This window comes from Parafilimonas sp., assembly GCF_047606085.1.
Lineage (GTDB): Bacteria > Bacteroidota > Bacteroidia > Chitinophagales > Chitinophagaceae > Parafilimonas.
This window is the reverse complement of sequence record NZ_JASGEX010000082.1, coordinates 1-23,228: the sequence shown is the minus strand read 5'-3', so window position 1 is coordinate 23,228 and position 23,228 is coordinate 1. Positions and strand designations below refer to the sequence as shown.

The following is a 23,228-nucleotide window of genomic DNA, read 5'->3' as shown; positions in this document are numbered from 1 at the left end:
TCTCGTTCCTGCCCGTCATTCCCGCGCAGGCGGGAACCTGCTTTTAAGCTTAAAAGCAATCAAAATTATTATTAACTTTTAAATGGGGGCGTATTTCAAATTTTCGCAGGCGGGTGTCACCACCCGCCTGTAAAGCCCGCTACCGGTCGGTGTCTCACCGACCGGAAATTTATGAATGGAGCGAAAATTTGAAATGTGCCCATGATAACTAAAAGCCAAATCCTTATCTTGCAGTTCATAATTGAAAATAATGGCTGAAATAAAAAAACAAACAACCACGCAAACACGCCAGGCAAAAGCCGGTAAGACCACTGCGGTTCTGTTCAATAAAGAAAACTATAAATGGATGCTTATTGGTGGTATTATCATTATACTGGGAATGGTATTAATGAGCGGTGGAAAAAACACAGATACCAATACATTCGATTATACAGTAGTGTACAGTACAACAAGGGTTACCATAGCGCCTATACTTATTGTGCTTGGTTTGCTGGTTGAGATTTATGCTATTTTCCGCAAGCCGGTTCAATCTGCAAATGCATAGAAGCGCTTTTACAGCGCTTTTCTTTTTTATCCTGATTTATTATAATAATCACCAAGACAGCTATGACAATTTTCCAGGCTATTCTTATTGCTATAATTGAAGGATTAACTGAATTTCTTCCCATTTCAAGCACGGCCCACATGCGTTTTGCCAATCCCCTGCTTGGAGTGGAAGCTTCTCCGTTTGTAAATATGTTTGAAGTGGTGATACAGTTTGCCGCAATACTTTCCGTGGTTGTTATTTTTTATAAAAAGTTTTTCGATTTTAAGCGTACCAGCTTTTATCTTAAGCTCATTATTGCCGTAATTCCTGCACTTATTGTTGGCAGTATTTTAAAAAATTATATTGATGAGGCACTGGATAACCTGGTATTTATTGCCTGTGTTATGATCGGCGGCGGCATATTGCTGCTGTTTATTGATAAGCTTTTTAAACGCAATAATATTGATGAAGAAAAAGAAATATCGCTGTACAGGGCTTTTGTTATTGGCTGCTTTCAATGTTTTTCAATTTTGTTGCCCGGTTTAAGCCGCAGTGCGGCTACCATTGTGGGCGGCATGCAGCAAAAGCTAACCCGCACACTTGCTGCCGAATTTTCTTTTTTCCTCGCAGTGCCCACCATGTTTGCCGCTTCGGTAAAGAGCTTTTGGGATGTTTATAAAGATCATCCCGATACAATGGTAAGCAGCAATATAAGTGTGCTTGCCATTGGCGCAGTGGTGTCTTTTATCGTGGCGCTGGTTGCCGTAAAATCTTTCATTGGCTACCTGCAAAAGCATGGTTTTAAAGTATTTGGCATTTACCGTATTATTTTAGGCGTTGTTATTCTTGCGCTTGCATTGAAAGGCATGCTGTAAACCCTGATCTTTTATTTTGATACAGATGCAAGAACCAAAGCATTGATGATAATAACAAATATGCTGGCGGCTGTGCAACTTACAAGGCTTACCAGCAAAAAAAGACTTTGAAACAATTAAGAAAACAATTATTAACGATTTAACCGGACATGCATGAAAAGGGTGGTAGTAACAGGATTGGGCGCATTAACGCCAATAGGCAATAACATGAACGATTTCTGGAAATCGCTGGTAAGCGGTGTGTGCGGGGCGGGGCCTATCACCAGGTTTGATACAGCAAAATTCAAGACCAGGTTTGCCTGTGAGCTCAAAAATTTTAACCCGCTGGATTTTATCAATAAAGCAGAGGCCCGCAAATACGACCTGTTTACCCAATACGCTGTTATTGCAGCAGATGAAGCAATTGCCGATGCCCATATTAATTTTGATGAACTTAACAGGAACCGCATAGGCGTTATATGGGGTTCCGGCAATGGCGGCATTAATACATTCGACCAGCAGTTAACCGAGTTTGTTTTGGGCGATGGAACACCAAGGTTCAGCCCGTTCTTCATCCCCCGGATGATAGTTGATATAGCATCGGGCGTTATTTCGATCAGGCATGGCTTGCGGGGAGTGAATTTTGCCACTGTTTCAGCCTGTGCCACTTCAAACACCGCTATTATAGATGCGTTTAACTATATAAAATGGGGCAAGGCTGATATGATTATTACCGGCGGCTCAGAAGCACCGCTCACCCAAAGTGCAGTGGGTGGTTTCAGTGCCACCAAAGCGCTTTCCACATTGAACGAAAATCCGCAAATAGCATCGAGGCCGTTTGATATACAGAGGGATGGTTTCGTAATGGGAGAGGGCGCGGGCGCCATTATACTGGAAGACCTGGATCATGCAAAAAAACGTGGCGCCACTATCATTGCAGAAGTGGCTGGCGGCGGCATGGCTGCCGATGCGTATCATTTAACCGGAACACATCCTGAAGGTGAAGGTGCTTACCTGGGCATGCTGGCTGCTTTGGAAGATGCAAACCTTACTCCGGCTGATATTGATTATTTAAGCGCACATGCCACGTCAACACAACAGGGCGATATAAGCGAGCTTAAAGCTGCGGAAAGATTGTTTGGCGCACAAAATAATCTTAATATCAGCGCTACTAAATCAATGACAGGCCATCTGTTGGGAGCGGCCGGCGCTGTTGAAGCCATTGCCTGCATTAAAGCGGTGCAGGAAAATATTATCCCGCCCACCATTAATTCAACCGCTATAGAACCTGCCTTTAAGGACATTTTTAATTTCACGTTGCATAATGCCCAGCAAAAAGAAACCCGTTATGCCATGAACAATACTTTCGGTTTTGGCGGGCATATTGCCACAAGCATTTTTAAAAAATATATTGATTAACGTTTAACGTATTGCCTGCAGGAAAAATATTCCGCGGCGTTTGGGCTGCATTTTCAGTAATACTTTTTCAGCAATTGTTTTTTTTAATAAAGCTGATTATTGCTTCAATTGCCGGATTGTAATTGTCTGTTGTGTCAACCTGCAGGGTTGGTGTATTAATATGTACAGGATTGTATTTTTCTGTTAAGGAAATAAATTTTTCATTTGATGAACGTATTGACTGGTCGCCATGAAATTTTTCTCTGCCTGGATTGTTTGAAAGCCTGTTATCAAACCTGACTGTTATCAGGCCGGGAGTGGTTTTGCATATAATGATTCTTATTTCTGCTTTATCTAACAGGTTCAACAGTTTTGGCTTCCATAATTTGTCCTGAAAAGCCGCTTCAACAATCATTGATATTCCTTTTGAAATTAATAAGTTTATTGTTTCAAAAAAAGTTTCATACACGTGTAAGTCAACTGATTTATCCAATTGATTGTGCTCAAGATTCAATGTGTTTATCAAGCCTTCCTTGAGTTCGTCTCTTGAAAGGAGCGGGCAATTGATTTTGTTAGCTAAAATGTGCGCTAAAGTTGTTTTTCCTGTTGACGGGCTTCCAGTCACAACAATTAATAAAGGCTTATTCATTTTTATAAACTTAAGCTGTCACGCAAAACAGCCGGCTAACTATTGAACCGGTGTAGCCTGGCTTGCCGTTATAAACCATCCGCCATTCTTTCTTTCAAGCACATCTGTAAAATGGCTTTTGGTAGTATATGCCATACCCGAAGCGTCTTTGCCGGTTTCTGTTTGAATGCCGGTTACAACAGCAAACACGCCTTTTACTTTTACCTGCATATCAGAAAGCGTGAGGCCGTTAATGGGCTGTGCACGCTGCTGTAGCTGTTGTTTGGTAATCAGCTCACCGGATGGCGTTATAATCGTTGCATCATCTGTAAAAATGGACAATAATGTGGCTATGCTGTGCTTACTGAAGGCATCTGCCGCATTTCTTTCCACTGCCAGAATATTCGCTTTATCATCATTCTGGCTGAATGCGGCGTTTACACTTGCTGCCATCAACATGATACATACTATTCTTTTTATCATAATTCAAATTTTAATTTAAGATGCGATAATGAAATTTTTGAATGTAATGGACAATTATCAGGCCGTAACCGGAAGATAATTAAACAAAGCTTCCCCGTTTAATCATACAGCCATACCCGTAATAAGGAAATTAACTGGTCGGCATCCACGGGTTTTGTTATGTAATCTGATGCGCCGGCATTAATGCATTTCTCCCTGTCGCCCGTCATAGCCTTTGCTGTTACGGCAATTATAGGCAGTTTTCTGTATTTAGGGTTTTGGCGAATGCGTTTGGTGCTTTCGTAACCATCCATTTCGGGCATCATCATATCCATTAAAACAATATCAACATTCGTGCGCCCTGCGAGCTGGTTTAAAGCGTCTTTTCCATCCATGGCAGAGATAACATGCATGCCATAATTTTCGAGCGATTTGGTAAGCGAAAAAATGTTGCGTACATCGTCATCTGCAATTAAAACCGTTTTGCCTTTCAGCACTTCTTCCAGTTCGCCCAGCTTTTTGTACTTAGGTGATTTTTTATCTTTTTTATTTTCTTCCACTAAGTGCAAAAACAGCGACACTTCGTCCAGTATCCTTTGGTAAGAATGCGCTGTTTTTACAACAATGGAATCTGCATATTGTTTAATGCGCATTTCTTCGGCATGGCTTAAATTCTTGCCGGTAAAAATAATGATGGGCAGGTTTTCTATGCCCGGCGTTTTTCTTGCCTCTTCCAGCATGGCGTAAGAGCCTTGCGCAGGAATGCCTATATCCAAAATAACGCAATCGCTGTTCCGGTTTTTCAGGGCATCAATGCCTTCGCTTACGGAATTTTTTATTTCGGCCGCCACATTAAAGCTTTCCAAAAAATAAGCCAGGGCTTTTGCGTGTTTGGAATTTTCTTCCACAATCAAAACTTTTTTCGGGTGCCTGCTTAGTGCATCCTCAATTTTTTGAAAAACAGTGCTCATCTTTTCATAAGCTACCGGCTTGTTTATAAAATCAATGGCGCCGGAAAGAAGGCTTTGTGCTTTTGCATCGTAAGACGACATAATATGAACAGGTATGGCCCTTGTTTCAGGGTTTGATTTTAATTCATCCATTACTTCCCAGCCGCTTTTTACCGGCAGTTGTATATCGAGCAGGATGCCGTATGGTTTGTATTTTTTAGCAAGCTCCATACCTTCATCGCCTCGCACAGCCACAATGCCTTTATATTTTTTTCGCCTTGTAAAATCGAGCAATGATTTGGCAAAAGCAGTATCGTCTTCAACAATTAAAATGGTTTTATCGTTTTCTTTAATGCGGTCTCTGTCATCCGGAACGGGCTGCGGTATCACGGCAGAAATGTATTCACTGTTCTGCGCCCTGGCAAGTTGCATTTCTGTAATATCAGATTGCCCGGTGGCTGTTTCTGCTGCTTTTAGTTCTGCAGGCTTATAAGATGATTTTTTGTTTGCAGGTATGGTTAGCGTAAATGTACTGCCCTTGCCTTCTTCGCTGCTAACGGTTATTTGGCCGGAGAGAAGCCTGGCAAGTTCACGGCTTATGGAAAGCCCCAAACCTGTGCCGCCGTACTGGCGTTTGGTGGAACCATCGGCCTGCTGAAAAGCTTCAAAAATGGTTTCAAGCTTTTCTGCGGGAATGCCAATACCCGTATCCGTAACGGTAAAGATAACTGTATCATTCAAGCCTTTAATATTCAATATCACAGCGCCGTGTTTGGTAAATTTCAGTGCATTGGCAACCAGGTTGCGCAAAATTTGTTCAAGGCGCAAACGGTCTGTCTCAATATATGGTGTTGCAGATTCGTCTGTTTCAATTTTAAACACAATATCCTTGTCTTTTGCAAGCGGTTCGAATAATGCATTTAATTCGGTTACCAGGTCTTTAACAGCAATATTGCTGTGTTCCAATTCCATTTTACCCGCTTCAATTTTTGAAAGATCAAGTATTTCGTTGATGAGCGTTAACAAGGCATTACCGGAGTTTTGAATGACCGTTGCATATTCAATCTGGTCTTTATTTAAATTGCCGGTATGATTTTCGGATAATAATCTTGACAAGAGCAGGACAGAGTTGAGCGGCGTTCTTAATTCATGCGACATGTTTGCAAGAAACTCAGACTTATACTTTGTAATTAATTCAAGTTGTTCCGCCTTTGCCTGTATTTCAAGGTTACGCTCAAGTATCAGCTCATTCTTTTCTTCAAGCAGGCGGCTGCGTTCCTCCAGCTCTGCATTGGACTGTAACAGTTCTTCCTGCTGTACTTTTAGTTCTTCTTCTGAAGCCTGGAGCTTTTCCGCCTGCACTTCCAGTTCGGCATTAATATTTTCCAGTTCGTTATGCTGGCTTTGCAATGCTTCAGATTGCGCCTGTGTTTCAGCCAGTAATTCTTCCAGGCGCCGGTGATTGCGCGCTGTGTGAATAGCCATGCCAATGTTATAAACTGAACTGCGCAGGAACTGCCTGGTTATATTATCAATTTCATTAAGTGAAGCCAGTTCTATCGCACCTTTTAATTTTCCTTCAAAAAAAACCGGTACAGCCAAAACATTTTTAGGCTTTAAGCTGCCCGACGAAAAAGATATCACCATATCTGTTTCATTAATATCTTCGAGTAAAAGTTCCCTTCCGCTTATTGCACTCTGGCCTACCAGGTCCTCACCAGGCTTTACTGTTTTTTTTATTTTGCTTTCATCAAGCGCAATTCCTGATGTTAAAACAAGGGAGTCATTTTCAGCAAGATAAAAAGCACCAACCGGTATTTTTGTATAAGCTGTTATAAAATCAATAACATTATAGGCAAGCTGGTTGAGATTTTTTTCACCAATCATTTTATCATTCAGACCTGCTATGCCGGTTTGCAGCCATTCGTTGTGCTTAAGGTTGTCAAAAGAATAATCGAGTGATTCGGCCATTTTATTTAATGACAGTGAAATATTGCCCAGTGCATCCTGTCCTGCATCGCTTATCCTGGTCTTATAATCACCGGCCGAAATCTTGTCGGCTATACTTCGAATGATGTCAAGGCGGACGTTTATATCCTTATCTTTTTGCTCCAGCTCCTGCTGCAATTTTGTTCTTTTTTCGAGATCATTATTTACCCTGAAGAAAGAAAACAGCGCAACTGCAAATGATAATAAAGAGGCTATCACTATAAGTATTGGGGTAGAGGATGAAAACCGGTTCAGGCTTGCTGTGCGTGCCCGTAAAGTATCTTTTTCCCGGTTTTCCATTTGCTGTACCAGTTGCCTGGCGCTATCCATATATGTTTTACCAATTTCCAGTGCATTAACAGTAGGCTCAATGCCTTTCCGTTTATCGTCAATAAGTAATTGTAAACTGCTGATGCGTTTTGTAACAAGCTGCCTGAGCTGCTCGGCGCTTTGCACCTGCAGATCGTTGCCGGCGCTCTGTTCCTTTATCCCGCTTATAAGTGAATAGGCTTTGGGTAGCGACCCGGTATAGGGCTCAAGAAAGCGCTCCTGCCCCGTTAGCAGGAAACCGCGCTGGCCGGTTTCGGCGTCTTTTAAAGCTGATACCACGTTTTCAAGACTACTTATTACATCATTGGTGCGTACTACTTCCTGCTGGCTGCTTAATAAACCCGTTATACTTGAATAAGACGCCACTGCACTTACAATGAGCAATAAAAACGAAATGCCATAAAGTATAAGCAGGTTTCTTTTGAATGAATTCATAGCTAAAATTTATTGATGTAAAGCGGCCGATGGTTTCGTTTGTGTTACGGGCAGCACTAAAATAAATGTGGTGCCTTTGCCTTCCCTGCTTCTTGCTGTAACAAGGCCGTTATGCTTTTCAATGATTTTTTTTACGATGCTCAGGCCAATACCGGTGCCCTGGTATTCTGATCTTCCATGCAGGCGTTGAAACATGGTAAAGATTTTGTCGAGGTATTGCTCATTAAAGCCAATGCCGTTATCTGCAATATATATACGGCAATAACCGCCTTTTGCAGCGGCTTTGCTGCCGGCAGATTTTTCCTTTGTCAAATCGCTCCATATTTTTATTTCGGGAGCGGCGGCAGGTTGTGAAAATTTAATAGCATTGCTGATGATGTTTTGAAATACCTGCCGGATCTGGTCGGGAATCATTTCAATGGCAGGGAGATTATCCACACTGATATTTGCCTTTTTTTCTTTAATCGCAAGCTCAAGATCGGTAATGGCGCCGCGAATAACTGTATTAAGTGAAGCGGTTACAAAGTCAGGATCGGTGGCAAGGCGGGAATAACTTAGAAGATCGTTGATAAGGGTGCGCATTCTTTCAGATGAAGCAATAATCCTGTTGATGTACTGGCCTGCATCGTTGTTTCCCATAAAGCGCTCTTTCACTATCTGGCTGAATGTAATGATCTTTCGCAGCGGTTCCTGCAAATCATGCGAAGCAATAAAAGCATATTGCTGCAACTCGGTATTGCTTGCTTCCAGCTCTTTATTGGCCTCAATTAATTCAGCCGTTCTTTCTTCAACCTTTTTTTCCAGGTTGTGCTTAATATCGTTCAACTCTTTTGTTTGCTTATACAGCCTTACAAAGGTTTTTATTTTAAGCAGTAATAATTCGGGGTCGAAAGGCTTGGTTATATAATCCACGCCGCCCGAAGTATAGCCTTTGGTAATAAAACGTTTATCAATATTTACTGCCGAAAGAAATATAATGGGTATATCTTTTGATTTACTGTAACCTGTTATATTTTCAGCTACTTCGTAGCCATCCATGCCCGGCATTTGCACATCGAGGATAATGAGCTCGTATTCTGATTTTAATATTTTCCTCAGCGCTTCTTCGCCCGACATGGCAGTATCCACATCGTACAGGTTTAACTGTAACAATGTTTTGAGGGAGAAAAGGTTTTCTTTCTTGTCGTCAACAATAAGGATCATACTGCTTTTCCTGTTTTATATTTTGATAAGCAGTTAGCAAAGTACATTAAATCAACAAACGATAAAGGCTGAAGAAGTATTGCTGAGGTTACGCAGGCTTTTTTCCAGGCTGCCGGGCGCATTTTTTGAAATGGTTGATAATATGCGCTCTAATTCTTTTATACAGGCAGGTTTGGTAATAAAGCACGCAGCGCCCTTTAACATGGCTTCTTCAATGTCTTTAGACTGGGAAGACGTTGTGTATATAATTACAGGTATTTTGCCCAGCGCGGCATCCTTCTTAAGTTCGGCAAGGCATTCTTTGCCGCCCATGCGTGGCATATTCAGGTCTAAAAAAATAATATCAGGATAATCATCTTCAGAACTGTGCTTTAAAATTTTCAGGGCTTCATAGCCATTTCCGGCGCTAACAATTTCCAATGCGGGATCTATTTCCTGCATAACTTCCTTAAAAACACTAACATCGTCAGTGTCGTCATCAATGAGAAAAAAACGGGTGTAATAAGACATATAGATTTATTATCGTTACAAGCCTTTGGCAATATGGGCAAAAGTGCAAATGCAAATGTATTGTTCTAAATGAAAGTATAGGCAAAGCTTTGCTTTAATTTAGTAAAAGCCTTGCAATTTATGAAGCTGTGCCGGTAATTCCTTTTAACAAAGATTTCCAGATTAATGAAACCGAGCATGATAATTTTTTCTCACACAGGGGAATGTACATAGCGAGGTTCCATGAGGCAACTGAAAAAATAAACTTGTACGAATGAAAAGAAAGAGCGTTGGGGATCGCGTTTATATGTTAAGTATTCAGGCTGCGTTTCAGCCATAGTATTGGATTTATTTATTATAAATGTATTTGCAAGAAAGCTCGCCAGTTTTTTCTTTTTCATTTCTTTGGAATTATTGTCTTTTTTCAAAGCGGTTATTTTTAAATTGTCGTAAACAAATAAAACAGAACTGCGGGCATTATAGCTGTTGGCAATAATATGCGCTTTTAGTTTTTTTATGGAAAGGCTCTTTACTTCAAACGATCCTAATGGTTTTGATGCGGTGTTGATAATTTTCCCATCCATTGGCCCAAGGTCAACGTCGAGCGTAAAATCGCCGGTTTTTGTTTTTGTCATGTCAAACGGAAATACGGCGCTGAAGCTTCCTGCATTAAACAATTTACTTTGTGCTGCAATTTTTATTATTTTGTTTGCAGCTATTTTTTCGGGCACGTTGGTTACGTTTGTTAGCTGGCCGCTGATATTGGTCCAGGTAACAGCGCCTGTTTGCCCTGTTTTGATATTTAACTCTCTGTAAGTGAACTCAAAATTTTGAACAAGCATTGTGTCTATATCAACAGGTATTTTTAACCTTGCCAGCAACTGGTGCGGGTAGTTGCCAATTTTAGATTTGGTTGATGGCGGTATGTTTTTATCGGCATACACGTCCATTGAGCCATTATTAAATTCTGCGTGTTTTGCAATAAATCCTTTTCCTAAAAAAAGTTTGTACCAGTCAATGTTGTGGAAGCTGGCAGATTTGAATTGTATGTTATAGCGGTCTTTATAGAATGTAAGATGCTTTCCAAATTCCTGCTTGCTGTAGCGTGGCTGCAGGGTAAGCCCGGCTGCGTTAATTGATTTTTGGGCCGCATGCAAAGTAAGGGTATCAATTTTCAAAAAATACATGCTGTCTGGTTAACCTGGGTTAAAGCCCAGGAAATTCTTTTTTAGTCTGACAATAATGAATTTATTTTAAATAAGATTGTAGATGAAATGCCTCTATTTGTTTTAAGTAACAGCTTTTAATTTGGATATATAAGATTCAATAAATTCATTTTTTCTTTTCAGCCTGTATTGCATTACAAACCGCGGATGCGGCAGTGTTTCAATACGGTTGAACCATTTATATTCATTATTCAGTTTTTGCAGGTGTTTTAAATTTTCGCCTTCGCCAATGCAAAAACACACATCGGTATTTAATCCAAACCCAATCTGCTGCTGCATGCAGTTAATAATAAAGGGCTGAATATCTTTAAGCAGTGCTTTGTCGTCGTAATAATTAAGGTTTTTACCATTTTTTACAAAACCCAGCGGGCTCATGGCCGTTATATAAAAATATTTATAAAACAATTGGGCGCCGCCGTAAGCTTCAAGCATATCATAAATAAAAACAGAAGACAGTTCCTGCTTTTTTTGAAAGCTGTTATCAATGCCGCAAACTTTTTCCAGGCGCAGCGGGTCTGTAAACGGAATACCTGTAACGCCGCCGCCAAACCTGCCGGGATTAATGCCTATTAATGCATGACGCCTGTTGTTATCTCTGTAATATTTTTTATAAAAGGCCCTGCATGCTTCCTGCACATCGCTGCGCTGATGCGCATCCAGCACTTCAACGCCGTTTTGTAAAGTAAATGGCAATTTTAAGGTGAAGAGAAATTGCAGTATTTTATTGCTGAACATAGCCTGTTTGTTTCGTAAGTTTTTGGATGGCTGCTGCGCAAAATAAAACAGGCACAAACTTTATTTAAAAGCCTGCACCTGTTTTTTTATGAAAAACTGAGTTTATAAAACGCCTACGACCTTTGTATAATCTGTATCGGTTAAAATGGTAAGCAGTTGGTCTTTTACCTTCACAATGTGCATCACCAGTTTGGATTCCTTGCACGAGCGCAAAAACTCGATTATTTCTGTGAACCTCGGGTTATCGGCGCCTTTTTCTTCGCGGTGCGCCTCATTTCTTAACTGGAATAAGCTCAGCAGCTTTTTAGTTTCCTGCGGCGTAGATTCTATGTACTCTTTAATATCATGCAAATCTTCCGCAATTTTCCTGAGAAATTTTTGGTAATAGATTTTTGACAATCGTTCGAGTGTGAGAATTGACATAATGCACTTTTTATAATGAATAATAATAAAGTTTCAATCAGCAATTCAGGTAAACAACAGGCATTAAAGATGCGGCAAGATATATTTTATACTGTTAAAAACAATGCATTTTTTTCCACATAATAATTTAATAATGTGCATTGATTTTTAGCCGGATAAATCATCCCGTTCAGGCATAAATTAAGTCTTGTTCAAATGGATTTTTGCATTAAAGGCTTCTGTTTTTGTAAGATATCAAGAATTTTTTCTTTCGTCATGTATCAAATTAAAACTTAATTTTTTAATGCGCTTCCAGCCAGTTATCACCAACGCCCAATTCCGCTTCAACAGGCACATCATGCGGCAGTGGCAATGCCGCTTTCATATTGTGTAAAATGAGCGGCTGCAACACATCCAGTTCAGATGGCAAGGCGTCGAATACCAGTTCATCATGCACCTGCATAATCATTTTGCTTCTTAAGCTTTCTTTCTTCATGGCGTCATGAATTTTTATCATCGCCATTTTTATCATATCGGCTGCTGTGCCCTGAATGGGAGAATTAATGGCGTTGCGTTCCGCATAACTGCGCACGGTGAAGTTGGCGGAATTAATGTCTTTCAGCCAGCGCTTGCGGCCCATTAATGTTTGCACATAACCATGTTCGCGGCAGAAGTTTATCATATTGTCCATATAAGTTGTGATGCCGCTGAATTCTTTTTTATAATTATCAATTATTTCCTTTGCCTCTGTGCGGCTTATGCCAAGGTTATCTGCCAGGCCAAAAGCGCCCTGCCCGTAAATAATGCCGAAGTTTACACTCTTGGCTTTGTAGCGCATTTCTTTTGTTACGCCTGCTGCATCCACATTAAACACTTTTGCAGCCGTGGCTGTATGAATGTCTGCACTGTTTTTAAAAGCATGGCATAAGTTTTCATCACCGCTCATGGCGGCAACAATCCTTAATTCAATTTGTGAATAATCCGCACTGATAATAACATTGCCCGGCCTTGGAATAAACGCTTTCCGTATCTCTTTTCCGCGTTCTGTGCGTATGGGGATGTTTTGCAAATTGGGGTTATTGCTTGCCAACCTTCCTGTAACGGCAACGGCCTGCCCATAAGTTGTATGTACACGCCCTGATTTCCTGTTTATCAATGAAGGTAATGCATCAACATACGTTGACTTTAGTTTTGTTAACTGGCGGTAAGCAAGAATATCTGCTACAATCGGGTTGCTGTGCGCCAGCTTCATCAATACATCTTCGCCGGTGGCATACTGGCCGCTTTTTGTTTTTTTGGCCGATGGATTCAATTGCAGTTTTTCAAACAATACTTCCCCCAGTTGTTTGGGTGAGCCAATGTTGAATTTAACGCCGGCGCCGGCATATACAGCCTGTTCTGCCTGGTAAGCTTCGCGTTCCAGTTCTTTTGAATAATTCAGTAAGAAAGGAACATCTATCATTACGCCCTCAAATTCCATATCGGTTAAAACCTTTACCAGGGGATTCTCCACCTCATAAAAAACCTGTTCAACGTCTTTTGTTTTTAATAAAGGGTGTAATGCATGTTTTAATTGTAAAGTGATGTCTGCATCTTCTGCGGCATAATCCTTTAATTTTTTAATTTCCACATCACGCATCGTACCTTGTCCCTTGCCTTTCTTACCAATGAGCTCTTCAATATGCACCGGTTCATAACCAAGGTATTGTGCACTTAATAAATCCATGCTGCGCTTGCCATCCGGCTCTACCACATAATGCGCCAGCATGGTATCATATACCTGGCCCTTTATTTCCCGGTTATAATATTTTAGAATAAGTAAATCGTATTTTATATTATGGCCTATCCATGTGAGATCCGGATTATCAAACAAAGGCTTTAATAATTCCAGCAGGTTGCAGGTGGCTTCGTATTCCGTTGAACAGGTTACAAAATAAGCCTCGCAGGGTTTATACGAAAAGCTCATGCCAACTAATTCTGCATCATTGGCATCAATACCCGTTGTTTCTGTATCAAAGCAAATTTCCGTTTGCTGCATCAGCACATCCACCAGCGCCTTTATCTTTTCTTCATCATCCGCCAGAATATATTCATGTGGTGTATTGGTAATGTTTTTTGATGTTGCCAGGCCGGCCTCACCCCCCGCCCTCTCCAAAGGAGAGGGAGCTTTTGAGTCTTCTGCATGTTCAATAACGGTTCTTGCCGCGGCGCCTTCAATTGCATTACCGAATAAGTCTGTTTGCACACCAACCGGCGCCGATTGAAATACGTTAAAATCATCTCCTAAAATCCTTTTGCCAATCGTTTTAAATTCAAGCTCGGTGAATATTTCAATCAATGCCGGCTTATCCCACTCTTTCAAACAAAACTGTTCTTCATGAAACTGAACCGGTGCATTGGTTATAATGGTGGCAAGCTTTTTACTAAGTATCGCCGATTCTTTTCCGTCAATAATTTTTTTGCCCAATGCGCCTTTAATGTTTTCTGCATTGGCCACCACATTTTCAAGGCTGCCATATTCTTTCAGCAATTTGGCGGCTGTTTTTTCGCCCACACCGGCAATGCCCGGGATATTATCAACGGCATCGCCCATCAGGCCTAAAATATCAATAACCTGGCCAACGCGCTCTATATCCCATTTGGCGCAAACTTCGGCAGGGCCAAGAATTTCAAAGCTGCCACCCTGGTAGCCAGGCTTATAAATTTTTACGCCATCCCGCACCAACTGGCCGTAATCTTTATCGGGCGTAACCATATACACGTCATAGCCCGCGTCATGCGCCTGCCACGCCAGTGTGCCGATTACATCATCCGCTTCATAACCCTCAACGCCGATGCAGGGAATATTAAAACCTTCGATTATCTTTCTTATGTCAGGAATTGATTCCATTAAATCTTCGGGCGCTTCCTGTCGGTTGGCCTTATAATCGGTGAAATCGGTATGGCGTTCTGTTTTGCCTTCCACGTCAAAACAAACAGCAAGATGGGTAGGTTTTTCACGGTTCATTAAATCAATCAAAGTATTGGTAAAGCCAAACTGCGCATTGGTGTTTCTTCCTTTTGAAGTAATGCGCGGGTTGCGTATTAAAGCATAATAGGCGCGAAAGATGAGGGCATAAGCATCCAGCAAAAACAAACGTTTATCCATGTTGCTAAGATAAGGCCATGCACTGAATCAATTTTGTGAAGGTTGCTGCAAAAGTTTTATAGAATTATTAATCATAGTGAAACCGGCACTTTGCAATTAATATTTCTTCCTGCTGAACTTTGTAAATCAGCCTGTGTTCATCAGTTATTCTTCTTGACCAGAAGCCTTTGTATTTATGCCTGAGCGGTTCAGGTTTTCCAATGCCGGTAAAGGGTGTGCGGGCAATATCTTTTAATAAATCATTTATGCGGCTTAAAATTTTTTTACCAGTTTTTTGCCAGTATAGATAATCTTCCCAGGATTCATCAACAAATATGTATTTCATGTTTCAATCAACTCTTTCCTGAACGAGTTGCCCCTGGAAAGTTTTTCTATGGCCGAATCAAGGCGCTGTTCATTTTTTTTAGAGCTCAATTCATGATTAGTGGCCAACAAAGAATTATATTCATTTAAAGACATAATAACTACGCCATTGTCTTTGCCGCGGGTTATAATGAGTGTTTCAAAATTTTTTGTAACCCGGTCAAAGTATTTCTTAACGTCTTTACTGAAGTCTGATATAGTTGTTGTAAGCATCCTGCTAAGTTAATGAACAATGATATTGTAATTAATAAACTTTTAATTGCTTTATTAAAAAATAGCTTTGATTTTTGCAACCACTTAAAACAGCAGCCTGCAGATGCCATCTGTATTTGAGTACAAGGGAGTGATCCCGCATCAAGTGCGGGACAGGCTTCACGGTGATGCGTTGAGTTGCAGCAGCCGGCGACATAATAATTATTCTTCAATTTATAACGAATGATATTGTATGAAGCATTTGCCATTAAGCCCGCAGCTTTTTGTTGAGAACAGGAAGCGTTTTATTAAGGAGATGAAGCCAAACAGCATTGCCATTTTTAACAGCAATGATGAAGTGCCCACGAGCGCGGACGCCACCTACAGGTTTCAGCAAAACACAAGCCTGTACTGGCTTTGCGGCATTGAACAGGAAGATACGATGGTGGTTTTGTTTCCGGATAATGTGGAAGAGAAATACCACGAGGTGCTGGCATTGGCGCGGCCAAATGAGCTGAAAGAAAAATGGGATGGCAAAAGGTTAAGGGCCAATGAAGCAAAGGAAATTTCAGGCATTCAAACGATTGTTTGGCTGGATGCATTGGATGCTTTATTGCAGAAATGGGCGCATGCGGCAGATACTATTTATTTGAACACTAATGAACATGACCGTAAATCCACCGCTTATTATGCCACACGCGATTACCGTTTTGTGCAGGAGATGAAAGCGCGTTATCCCCTGCATAATTATGAACGTGCTGCAAAAATTTTATTAAAGCTGCGCGCCATAAAAACAAAGTATGAAATTGAAGTAATAGAAAAGGCCATTGATATTACAGATAAAACATTTCGCCGCCTGCTGCAGTTTATAAAGCCCAGCGTTATGGAATATGAAATTGAAGCGGAGATCATGCATGAGTTCCTGTGCAACCGGGCCAAAGGCGAGGCTTACAGCAGCATTATAGCAGGCGGCGACAGGGCAAGAACATTACATTATGTTTTTAATAACGAGGAAGTAAAAGACGGTGAACTGATATTGATGGATTTTGGCGCCAACTATGGGGGTTATGCAGCCGACCTTACCCGAACCGTGCCGGCGAATGGCGTATTTACCAAAAGGCAAAAACAAGTGTATAATGCATGCTTGCATTTACATAAATATGCAAAAGGCTTATTAAGGCCGGGTGTTGTGCTGGCAGATTATCATGAGAAAGTAGGAGCTGAGGCTACAAAGGTTTTTATAAAGCTTGGTTTGCTTACCAAAGCCGATGTAAAGAATGAAGACAAGGAAAACCGCGCCTACAGGAAATATTTATATCATGGCATTTCACACCATCTGGGTTTGGATGTGCATGACCTTGGGCCATTTAATGAGCCTTTGAAAGAAGGCGCCGTGCTTACCGTTGAACCGGGCATTTACATAGAGCAGGAACACATTGGTGTCCGTATTGAAAATAATGTATGGCTTACAAAACGTGGCAATGTTGATTTGATGAAGCACATTCCCATCGAGGCGGAGGAGATTGAGGGGCTGATGAAAGCCCCCATCCCTAAAGGGGTGTAATGCCTCAAGTTTAAAGGGGGAAATAAATATTTTAATGTCAGAAATAAATTAAGAACTTTTAATATCAGCATTTTTTTAAAACTCCCCTTTAGGGGATGGGGGCTTATGAAACAAATTCCAAACATCATTACATTATTCAATCTTTTTTTTGGCTGCATGGCTATTGTTTACATTCTTCAGCCGGGGCTGGTGCCTTTGTATAATGCAGATGAATTAACCTTAACGCCTGATGTTACAGCAATTGGCACCCAATACATCAGCATTCCTGAACAAATGTTTATGGCCTCTTTATTCATTGGCCTGGCAGCGGTTGTTGATTTCTTTGACGGCTTTGTGGCAAGATGGATGAAAGCAACATCTGCAATAGGTGTTCAGTTAGATTCGCTGGCTGATGTGGCAAGCTTTGGCGTGGCGCCATCATTAATCATATACCAGTTTTTGCGTTTGAGTTTTGCGCAGCAGGAAGATGGTTTGCAAACAAGCACCTTATTCCTAATGCCTGCTTTTATTGTAGCCTGTGCCGGCGCTTACAGGCTGGCAAGGTTCAATATTGATACTGAACAAACCACCTATTTTAAAGGCGTGCCTATTCCGGCGAACGGGTTGGTGGTAGCATCTTTTCCATTAATATACTGGACAAACGAGCATGCCGTTGTTACGCAAGTTCTAATCAGCCCGTGGTTTTGGTATGCCATCATTTTTATACTTTCTTATTTAATGGTGTCAAGCAAACCCATGCTGGCGTTAAAGTTTAAAGGAGTTACGGTACAGAAGCTCATGCCATTCATTATAATTGCAGCAGTGGCCATTGTTTCCGCCTTCTTTATTCAATGGCTGGCGGCGCCTCTAAGTTTTTTGGTTTATGTTATTTTATCTTTGCTGCATAAACAATAGAATACCGGCCTGATGCTTTTAAAGCGCCTGACGGATAAAAAGCTCAATATTAGTTATGACGTATAATATTCAGATAAAAGTTATGTTATTGAAAGACCTGCTTGACCCGCAGGGAAAAGCCGTGCAGACAGGTTTGAAAAATTTAGGTTTAAACGGTATAAATGATGTGCGTATTGGTAAACATATTACTTTGCAAATTGATGCGGATTCTGAAGAAACTGCTAAAGCTGCAGCCGATGAAGCCTGTAAAAAACTGCTTGCAAATCCTGTAATGGAGTTTTATGAGATAGAAACCCTCAATCCTTAAAGGGAAGTATTGCTTTCAAAAAAATTTAATCAACTTTATTTCTTCTTAAATTGATATATGCCTGAAAGCAATAATCAAACTTATAGAACTCCCCTTCAGGGGATGGGGGCTTCTTTATTTCTTGTTCCCACACCGCTCGGCAATTTAAAAGATATAACACTCCGCGCCATTGAAGTGCTGAACGCCGTGGATGTTATCTTATGCGAAGACACACGCACCTCTTCAAAACTGCTGCAGCATTACCAAATCCAGAAACCTTTATCGCCATACCACCAGCACAACGAGCATAAAATACTGCATCATTTAATTGAACAGTTTCAGGCCGGCAAAACAATGGCTGTTATTACCGATGCAGGCACACCCGCCATTTCAGACCCCGCATTTTTATTGGTGCGGGAATGTTTAAAAAATAATATAAAGGTTGAATGTTTGCCCGGTGCAACGGCATTTGTGCCGGCGCTTGTAAACAGCGGCCTGCCCATAAACCGCTTTGCATTTGAAGGCTTTCTTCCGCTTAAAAAAGGCAGGCATACATTGCTTACACAACTGGCAACAGAAGAAAGGACCATGGTTTTTTATGAAAGCCCGGTAAGGCTTGTTAAAACATTGCATGATTTTATTAACTATTTCGGCGCAGAAAGAAGATGTAGTGTTAGCAGAGAGTTAACAAAGCTGTTTGAAGAAAATTATCAGGGAAGTTTATCCGAAGTTTGTGCACATTTTTCAGGCAAAAATGTAAAGGGTGAAATTGTAATTGTGGTAGAAGGCAAGTTTTGATTTATGAAAAAAGCGTTTTTCTTTTTATTGTTTTTTTTGATTGTTGTTTGGGCGCAGGCGCAGCTTGGCAAAATCCCGGCTGAAGTTACTGATGCCTTTGTTGCCCGCTATCCGCACGCTACACATGTGGAATGGAGAAACAAGCTGCATGTGTATGAAGCCCACTTTAAGCTGAACAGCTATATTATTACGGCAAGTTTTTCTTCAAAAGGGGAATGGGAAGGAAGCGAACGGGAGCTGGAATTTAACCAGTTGCCGGGTGAAGTGGTGGATGGGTTCTCAAAAAGCAAGTATGCCGACCGCGAAAAGAAAACCGCGTATGAAGTGCAGGTGTTAGGCAAGCCCTTGCAATACCGCATCAATGTTCAAAAATCGGGCATACAGAAAAAGAATTTGTATTTTGATGCCAATGGCAAGCTGCTGAAAGAGTCCATCGTTTTATAAAAAAAATTTTTGCCTGGCATTTTGTGCATGATATTGCATTTGCCAGGCATTTTTGTATCTCTAACTTTTATCAGCATGAATAAGCTTTCAATTTCTTTATCAGTTTTATGCATTGTTTCCTGCCTGACTGCAAATGCACAGCCAGACCGGTGGCAGCAACGTATTGCTTACAACATTAATGTGAATGTGAATGTGGAAAGCAATCGTTTTTCAGGCGTTGAAAAAATTGATTACTGGAACAACTCTCCCGATACCCTGCACCGCGTTTTCTTCCATTTGTACTGGAATGCCTTTCAGCCTAACAGCATGATGGATGTGCGCAGCCGTGAACTTGGAAAAATCGAATTGGGGTTAGACAAAGATGGCAATACGATTTATGACTGGGACGACCGTGTGCGCGACCGCATCCAGCATTTGCAGCCCAATGAAATTGGCTATGACAGCACGGAATATGTGAAGCTGAATGGCATTGCACAAAAGCTTATCTATCATGAAACCATATTGGAAGTGCAATTAAAAACGCCTTTGCTTCCGCATTCAAGAAACAGTTTCGAGGTTTCTTTTAACTGCCAGGTTCCTGTTCAGATAAGAAGAAGCGGCCGCGATAATGCCGAAGGTATTCGTTACAGCATGAGCCAGTGGTATCCCAAAATGGTGGAATACGATTACCAGGGCTGGAATGCCAACCCATACATAGCAAGGGAATTTTACGGTGTTTGGGGTGATTACAACGTAAACATTACGATTGATAAAGATTATATGCTGGCAGGTTCGGGTACTTTGCAAAACCCAAACGAGGTAGGTTACGGCTACGGAATGTCAACCGATAACCGTCAACCGTCAACCGAAACTAAAGCTAACGGCCAGCGGTCAGCGGTAAACGGTAAGCTTGTATGGAAATTTGCTGCGCAGAACGTGCACGATTTTGTGTGGGCCGCAGATACGGCTTACACCATGATAAAAAAACAAATGCCCAACGGCCCGTTGTTTTATTTTATTTATAAGAAAGTAGATTCCCAGCAGGTGAAATGGGAGAATGTAGCGAACACGATTGAGAAAGCATATCCCTACATAGCCAAAACATTTGGCGCTTATCCATATAAAAATTATTCTTTTATACAGGGCGGCGATGGCGGTATGGAATACCCCATGGCTACACTTATAAAAAATGCAAGCGTTGGTACCGCTATTCATGAGTTTATGCATAGCTGGTACCAGGGCATGATGGGCACCAACGAAAGTTTATATCCCTGGATGGACGAAGGCTTTACTACTTATGCGGAACAAAGGGTAAGTAACTGGCTGAAGGGCGATACGGCTTTTGCATTCAACAGTTCTTATAATTCATATTTCAGGATACTGAAAAGCGGGCGGGAAGAAGCTTTATGCACACATGCCGATCACTTTAATACCAATTATGCTTATTCAGTTGCAGCCTATTCAAAAGGTTCTATATTTCTTTCGCAATTAGGTTATATTGTTGGTGAAGATAATCTTAATAAAATCCTGCTCGAATATTATAAAGCATGGAAATTCAGGCATCCCAATGCCAACGATTTTGTGCGTGTAGCAGAAAAAGTAAGCGGCATTGAACTGCAGTGGTATAAGGAATACTGGGTATATACCACCAAAACAATTGATTATGCGCTTGGCGATATAAATATGGATGGTAATGTTGCCAATATTACCGTGAAGCGGTTGGGCTTAATGCCCATGCCTGTTGATATACTGGTTACTTATAAAGACGGCAGCCGGGAAATGCATTATATTCCCCTGAGCCTGATGTATGGCGCAAAACCGGCAGAAGATACCGTTAAAAGAATTGTGCATGATGAATGGAAGTGGGTTGACCCGGCGTATAGCTTTACTATTTCAAAGCCGGTTAATGAAATTAAGTCAATCGAAATAGACCCATCCCTGCGCATGGCTGATGTGAACAGGGTGAATAATAAAATTATGGTTCCCTGATCTTCAAAAAAAATATCCGGCAGCTGGCAACAAACAACCTCCAGGCAACTTGTGAACAGGCAAACCCATGCACTTGTAAGCTTTAAGCAAACGCGGCATTGAATTTCATAATTATTATCCCGGCACAACTCATGCTCATATAACCTGGTTTGCCATCAGCAGTATCTTCGTTTGCAGTATTGCCGCAACAGTAATAGCGTCTTTAATTTTTCCTTCCATTACCCTATTGTACACTTCGTTAAAAGGGATTTTTTTTATGGTCAATTGTTCCGTTTCATCGGGCATGGGGCTGTGCTGGCTAAGCCCTTTGGCAATAAAGATGGTGCATAGTTCATCGGTCACAGAATTACTCAGGTACATCTCCCTTATTTTTTGCCATCGCTCCGCCTTTAAACCGGTTTCTTCAAGCAATTCCCTTTGTGCGGCTATAAGCGGGTCTTCATTTAATCCGCCGCCTTCAGGTATTTCCCAGCTATATTCATCAATCGTAAACCTGTACTGGCCCACAAGGTAGGTGTTCAGTTCATCATCCAAGGGCACAATGCCTATGGCCAGGTTCTTAAAATGTACTTTGCCATAAATGCCTTTGCCGCCGGCAGGGTTAATAACTTGGTATTCTGTAAGATTGATCCATGGGTTATCATAAATATCTTTTGCACCTGCAATTTTCCATGGGTTTTTAAATTCATTCATATTAAAAAAAACCTGAACAGTAAATAATTCAGGCCGGGCAAAATTATGCCAGGGGAGGTTACAGACATACTTTGTTATTTTAAATCCGGCAACAATCTTCACAAACCATGAAAAGGAGTGTACCGGTATGTTGTGCTTTTTATGAGAACCGGCCTGGCGCGAATGCAAATGTGGCCAGGATATGTGGGATTTTGTACGATGTTACAGAAAGCCTGCTGCTCAAGGCATATTCCGGGCATTGTTTTCTGCAGTTTGATCGCAGCACTGTTATACTAAACGGCAAACTGCCCGAAACCTTATGCAGGTTTAAGCTGGAGCAACAGGCAAATAAAAAAATTAGCAACGGCTTACAAAAAAAGGCTTGTTTTCACAAACCTTGAATCTTATGACAACCCGAAGAGTGAAACCGTTGTACGGGCGCAAAATATTTTTTAAAAAATCCAGGAATTTAAAACGTCTTTAAGTTTTTATGATTATTGTGGGCCGGTATATAAATAGTTAAAACCTCTGATGTTTTGAGTGATAAAAAGAGTTTTATATTACGGATTGATACCGGTACCTATGCGCTGCTTGAAAAATGGGCTTCGGATGATTTTCGTAGTGTAAATGGGCAGATAGAGTTTCTAATTAATAATGCCTTAATCAAGGCGGGCAGAAAAGCTAAAGGCAAAACAGCGACAAATACCACAGATAAGAAAAAATAATTATCTTTTTCGTCTGCCGATTTTTAATTTTATTTTTTGCCACATGGAATTCGCATAAAAAATTTTGCATGCTTCTTTTCTTATTAGAATTACCTCTATGAGGTTGTTGTCATTTTGTTATTCTGCTTTAATAATTCGCTCTGCGAAGTCTCCGGAACTGAAGTGCTCGAACCCTGCATTAGCGATCCGCGATCCACTGGATCACCCACGTGTGTAGAAATAATTATGCCAGGGGGATTTCCACACCGTAGGTGTGGTGAGTGTAAACGTTCCGTTCCAATGGAACGGTAAAGAAACATTACGGGCAGCATTGTACACACGTTAAGCCTCTATGAGGCTTTAAGAAAATGGTTTCGAACAGCTATGGTCTCCTGACTTCGCAGTTCCTTTCCTATGCGCAAAGCCTGCCCGGCAACTGACCAGGGCAAACGCATCTAAATTAGGTGGAAATAATTCCCAAATGTGGATAAGAATGCGGGTTTAAAGAGATTGGGCAGAAGTTATCTACGTTTGTCTTTTGTTAAGTATAAAGCAGGAAAATGCATTC

Annotated in this window: 22 protein-coding genes; 10 read left to right on the top strand and 12 right to left on the bottom strand. The window is 41.1% G+C overall.

Annotated features, from left to right (window positions below):
- Positions 1–250: 250 nt before the first annotated feature.
- From QM629_RS07345 to fabF, 3 genes are all read left to right on the top strand, one after another.
- Positions 251–544, top strand: a complete 294-nt coding sequence (locus QM629_RS07345; RefSeq protein WP_415158718.1) for a DUF3098 domain-containing protein — start codon at positions 251–253, stop codon at positions 542–544.
- 62 nt (positions 545–606) lie between these two features.
- Positions 607–1,401, top strand: a complete 795-nt coding sequence (locus QM629_RS07340; protein ID WP_415158716.1) for an undecaprenyl-diphosphate phosphatase — start codon at positions 607–609, stop codon at positions 1,399–1,401.
- A gap of 153 nt (positions 1,402–1,554) precedes the next feature.
- Positions 1,555–2,799: a beta-ketoacyl-ACP synthase II gene (gene fabF / locus QM629_RS07335; protein ID WP_415158714.1), complete on the top strand. Its 1,245-nt coding sequence runs from the start codon at positions 1,555–1,557 to the stop codon at positions 2,797–2,799.
- Positions 2,800–2,866: 67 nt separating this feature from the next.
- Here the strand turns inward: fabF and QM629_RS07330 are convergent, their stop codons facing one another.
- The 11 genes from QM629_RS07330 to QM629_RS07280 all read right to left on the bottom strand — a co-directional run bounded on the left by QM629_RS07330 (position 2,867) and on the right by QM629_RS07280 (position 15,351).
- Complete coding sequence (locus QM629_RS07330) at positions 2,867–3,427, bottom strand: AAA family ATPase (RefSeq protein ID WP_415158712.1); 561 nt, start codon at positions 3,425–3,427, stop codon at positions 2,867–2,869.
- 39 nt (positions 3,428–3,466) lie between these two features.
- Entirely contained in the window at positions 3,467–3,889 is a 423-nt protein-coding gene (locus QM629_RS07325) for a YybH family protein (RefSeq protein ID WP_415158710.1), read from the bottom strand.
- 98 nt (positions 3,890–3,987) lie between these two features.
- Complete coding sequence (locus tag QM629_RS07320; RefSeq protein ID WP_415158708.1) at positions 3,988–7,572, bottom strand: response regulator; 3,585 nt, start codon at positions 7,570–7,572, stop codon at positions 3,988–3,990.
- Between the two features lie 9 nt (positions 7,573–7,581).
- Positions 7,582–8,775: an ATP-binding protein gene (locus tag QM629_RS07315; RefSeq protein WP_415158706.1), complete on the bottom strand. Its 1,194-nt coding sequence runs from the start codon at positions 8,773–8,775 to the stop codon at positions 7,582–7,584.
- Positions 8,776–8,826: 51 nt separating this feature from the next.
- Positions 8,827–9,285 carry a response regulator gene (locus QM629_RS07310; RefSeq protein ID WP_415158704.1) on the bottom strand — a complete coding sequence of 153 codons (459 nt, stop codon included), beginning with the start codon at positions 9,283–9,285 and terminating at the stop codon, positions 8,827–8,829.
- A 191-nt stretch (positions 9,286–9,476) separates the two neighbouring features.
- Positions 9,477–10,451, bottom strand: coding sequence for a hypothetical protein (locus tag QM629_RS07305; RefSeq protein WP_415158702.1), 975 nt, complete (start codon positions 10,449–10,451; stop codon positions 9,477–9,479).
- A gap of 102 nt (positions 10,452–10,553) precedes the next feature.
- Positions 10,554–11,225: a uracil-DNA glycosylase family protein gene (locus QM629_RS07300; protein WP_415158700.1), complete on the bottom strand. Its 672-nt coding sequence runs from the start codon at positions 11,223–11,225 to the stop codon at positions 10,554–10,556.
- A 102-nt stretch (positions 11,226–11,327) separates the two neighbouring features.
- Positions 11,328–11,648, bottom strand: a complete 321-nt coding sequence (locus tag QM629_RS07295) for a hypothetical protein (RefSeq protein WP_415158698.1) — start codon at positions 11,646–11,648, stop codon at positions 11,328–11,330.
- A 280-nt stretch (positions 11,649–11,928) separates the two neighbouring features.
- The gene (gene polA, locus QM629_RS07290) at positions 11,929–14,775 is read right to left on the bottom strand and encodes a DNA polymerase I (protein ID WP_415158696.1); all 2,847 of its coding nucleotides are present in this window, start codon (positions 14,773–14,775) and stop codon (positions 11,929–11,931) included.
- A 67-nt stretch (positions 14,776–14,842) separates the two neighbouring features.
- Positions 14,843–15,100 (bottom strand): Txe/YoeB family addiction module toxin, encoded by a 258-nt coding sequence (locus tag QM629_RS07285; RefSeq protein ID WP_415158694.1) that lies wholly within the window; start codon positions 15,098–15,100, stop codon positions 14,843–14,845.
- A complete protein-coding gene (locus QM629_RS07280; protein ID WP_415158692.1) occupies positions 15,097–15,351 on the bottom strand; it encodes a type II toxin-antitoxin system Phd/YefM family antitoxin in 255 nt (84 codons plus the stop codon). The genes QM629_RS07285 and QM629_RS07280 overlap by 4 nt, the downstream gene beginning before the upstream one ends.
- A gap of 232 nt (positions 15,352–15,583) precedes the next feature.
- On the opposite strand from QM629_RS07280, the gene QM629_RS07275 reads away from it, so the two are divergent.
- From QM629_RS07275 to QM629_RS07250, 6 genes are all read left to right on the top strand, one after another.
- A complete protein-coding gene (locus QM629_RS07275; protein ID WP_415158690.1) occupies positions 15,584–16,894 on the top strand; it encodes an aminopeptidase P family protein in 1,311 nt (436 codons plus the stop codon).
- A gap of 105 nt (positions 16,895–16,999) precedes the next feature.
- Complete coding sequence (locus QM629_RS07270) at positions 17,000–17,788, top strand: CDP-alcohol phosphatidyltransferase family protein (RefSeq protein ID WP_415158688.1); 789 nt, start codon at positions 17,000–17,002, stop codon at positions 17,786–17,788.
- A gap of 55 nt (positions 17,789–17,843) precedes the next feature.
- Positions 17,844–18,095, top strand: a complete 252-nt coding sequence (gene purS / locus QM629_RS07265; protein WP_415158686.1) for a phosphoribosylformylglycinamidine synthase subunit PurS — start codon at positions 17,844–17,846, stop codon at positions 18,093–18,095.
- A gap of 57 nt (positions 18,096–18,152) precedes the next feature.
- Entirely contained in the window at positions 18,153–18,872 is a 720-nt protein-coding gene (gene rsmI / locus QM629_RS07260) for a 16S rRNA (cytidine(1402)-2'-O)-methyltransferase (RefSeq protein ID WP_415158684.1), read from the top strand.
- A gap of 3 nt (positions 18,873–18,875) precedes the next feature.
- Complete coding sequence (locus QM629_RS07255; protein ID WP_415158682.1) at positions 18,876–19,316, top strand: PepSY-like domain-containing protein; 441 nt, start codon at positions 18,876–18,878, stop codon at positions 19,314–19,316.
- Positions 19,317–19,391: 75 nt separating this feature from the next.
- A complete protein-coding gene (locus QM629_RS07250) occupies positions 19,392–21,284 on the top strand; it encodes a M1 family metallopeptidase (RefSeq protein WP_415158680.1) in 1,893 nt (630 codons plus the stop codon).
- A gap of 135 nt (positions 21,285–21,419) precedes the next feature.
- Here QM629_RS07250 and QM629_RS07245 read toward each other — a convergent pair whose 3' ends face one another.
- Positions 21,420–21,977, bottom strand: coding sequence for an NUDIX domain-containing protein (locus QM629_RS07245; protein WP_415158678.1), 558 nt, complete (start codon positions 21,975–21,977; stop codon positions 21,420–21,422).
- 515 nt (positions 21,978–22,492) lie between these two features.
- Here QM629_RS07245 and QM629_RS07240 point away from each other — a divergent pair.
- A complete protein-coding gene (locus QM629_RS07240) occupies positions 22,493–22,681 on the top strand; it encodes an Arc family DNA binding domain-containing protein (RefSeq protein WP_415158676.1) in 189 nt (62 codons plus the stop codon).
- Positions 22,682–23,228 lie beyond the last annotated feature (547 nt).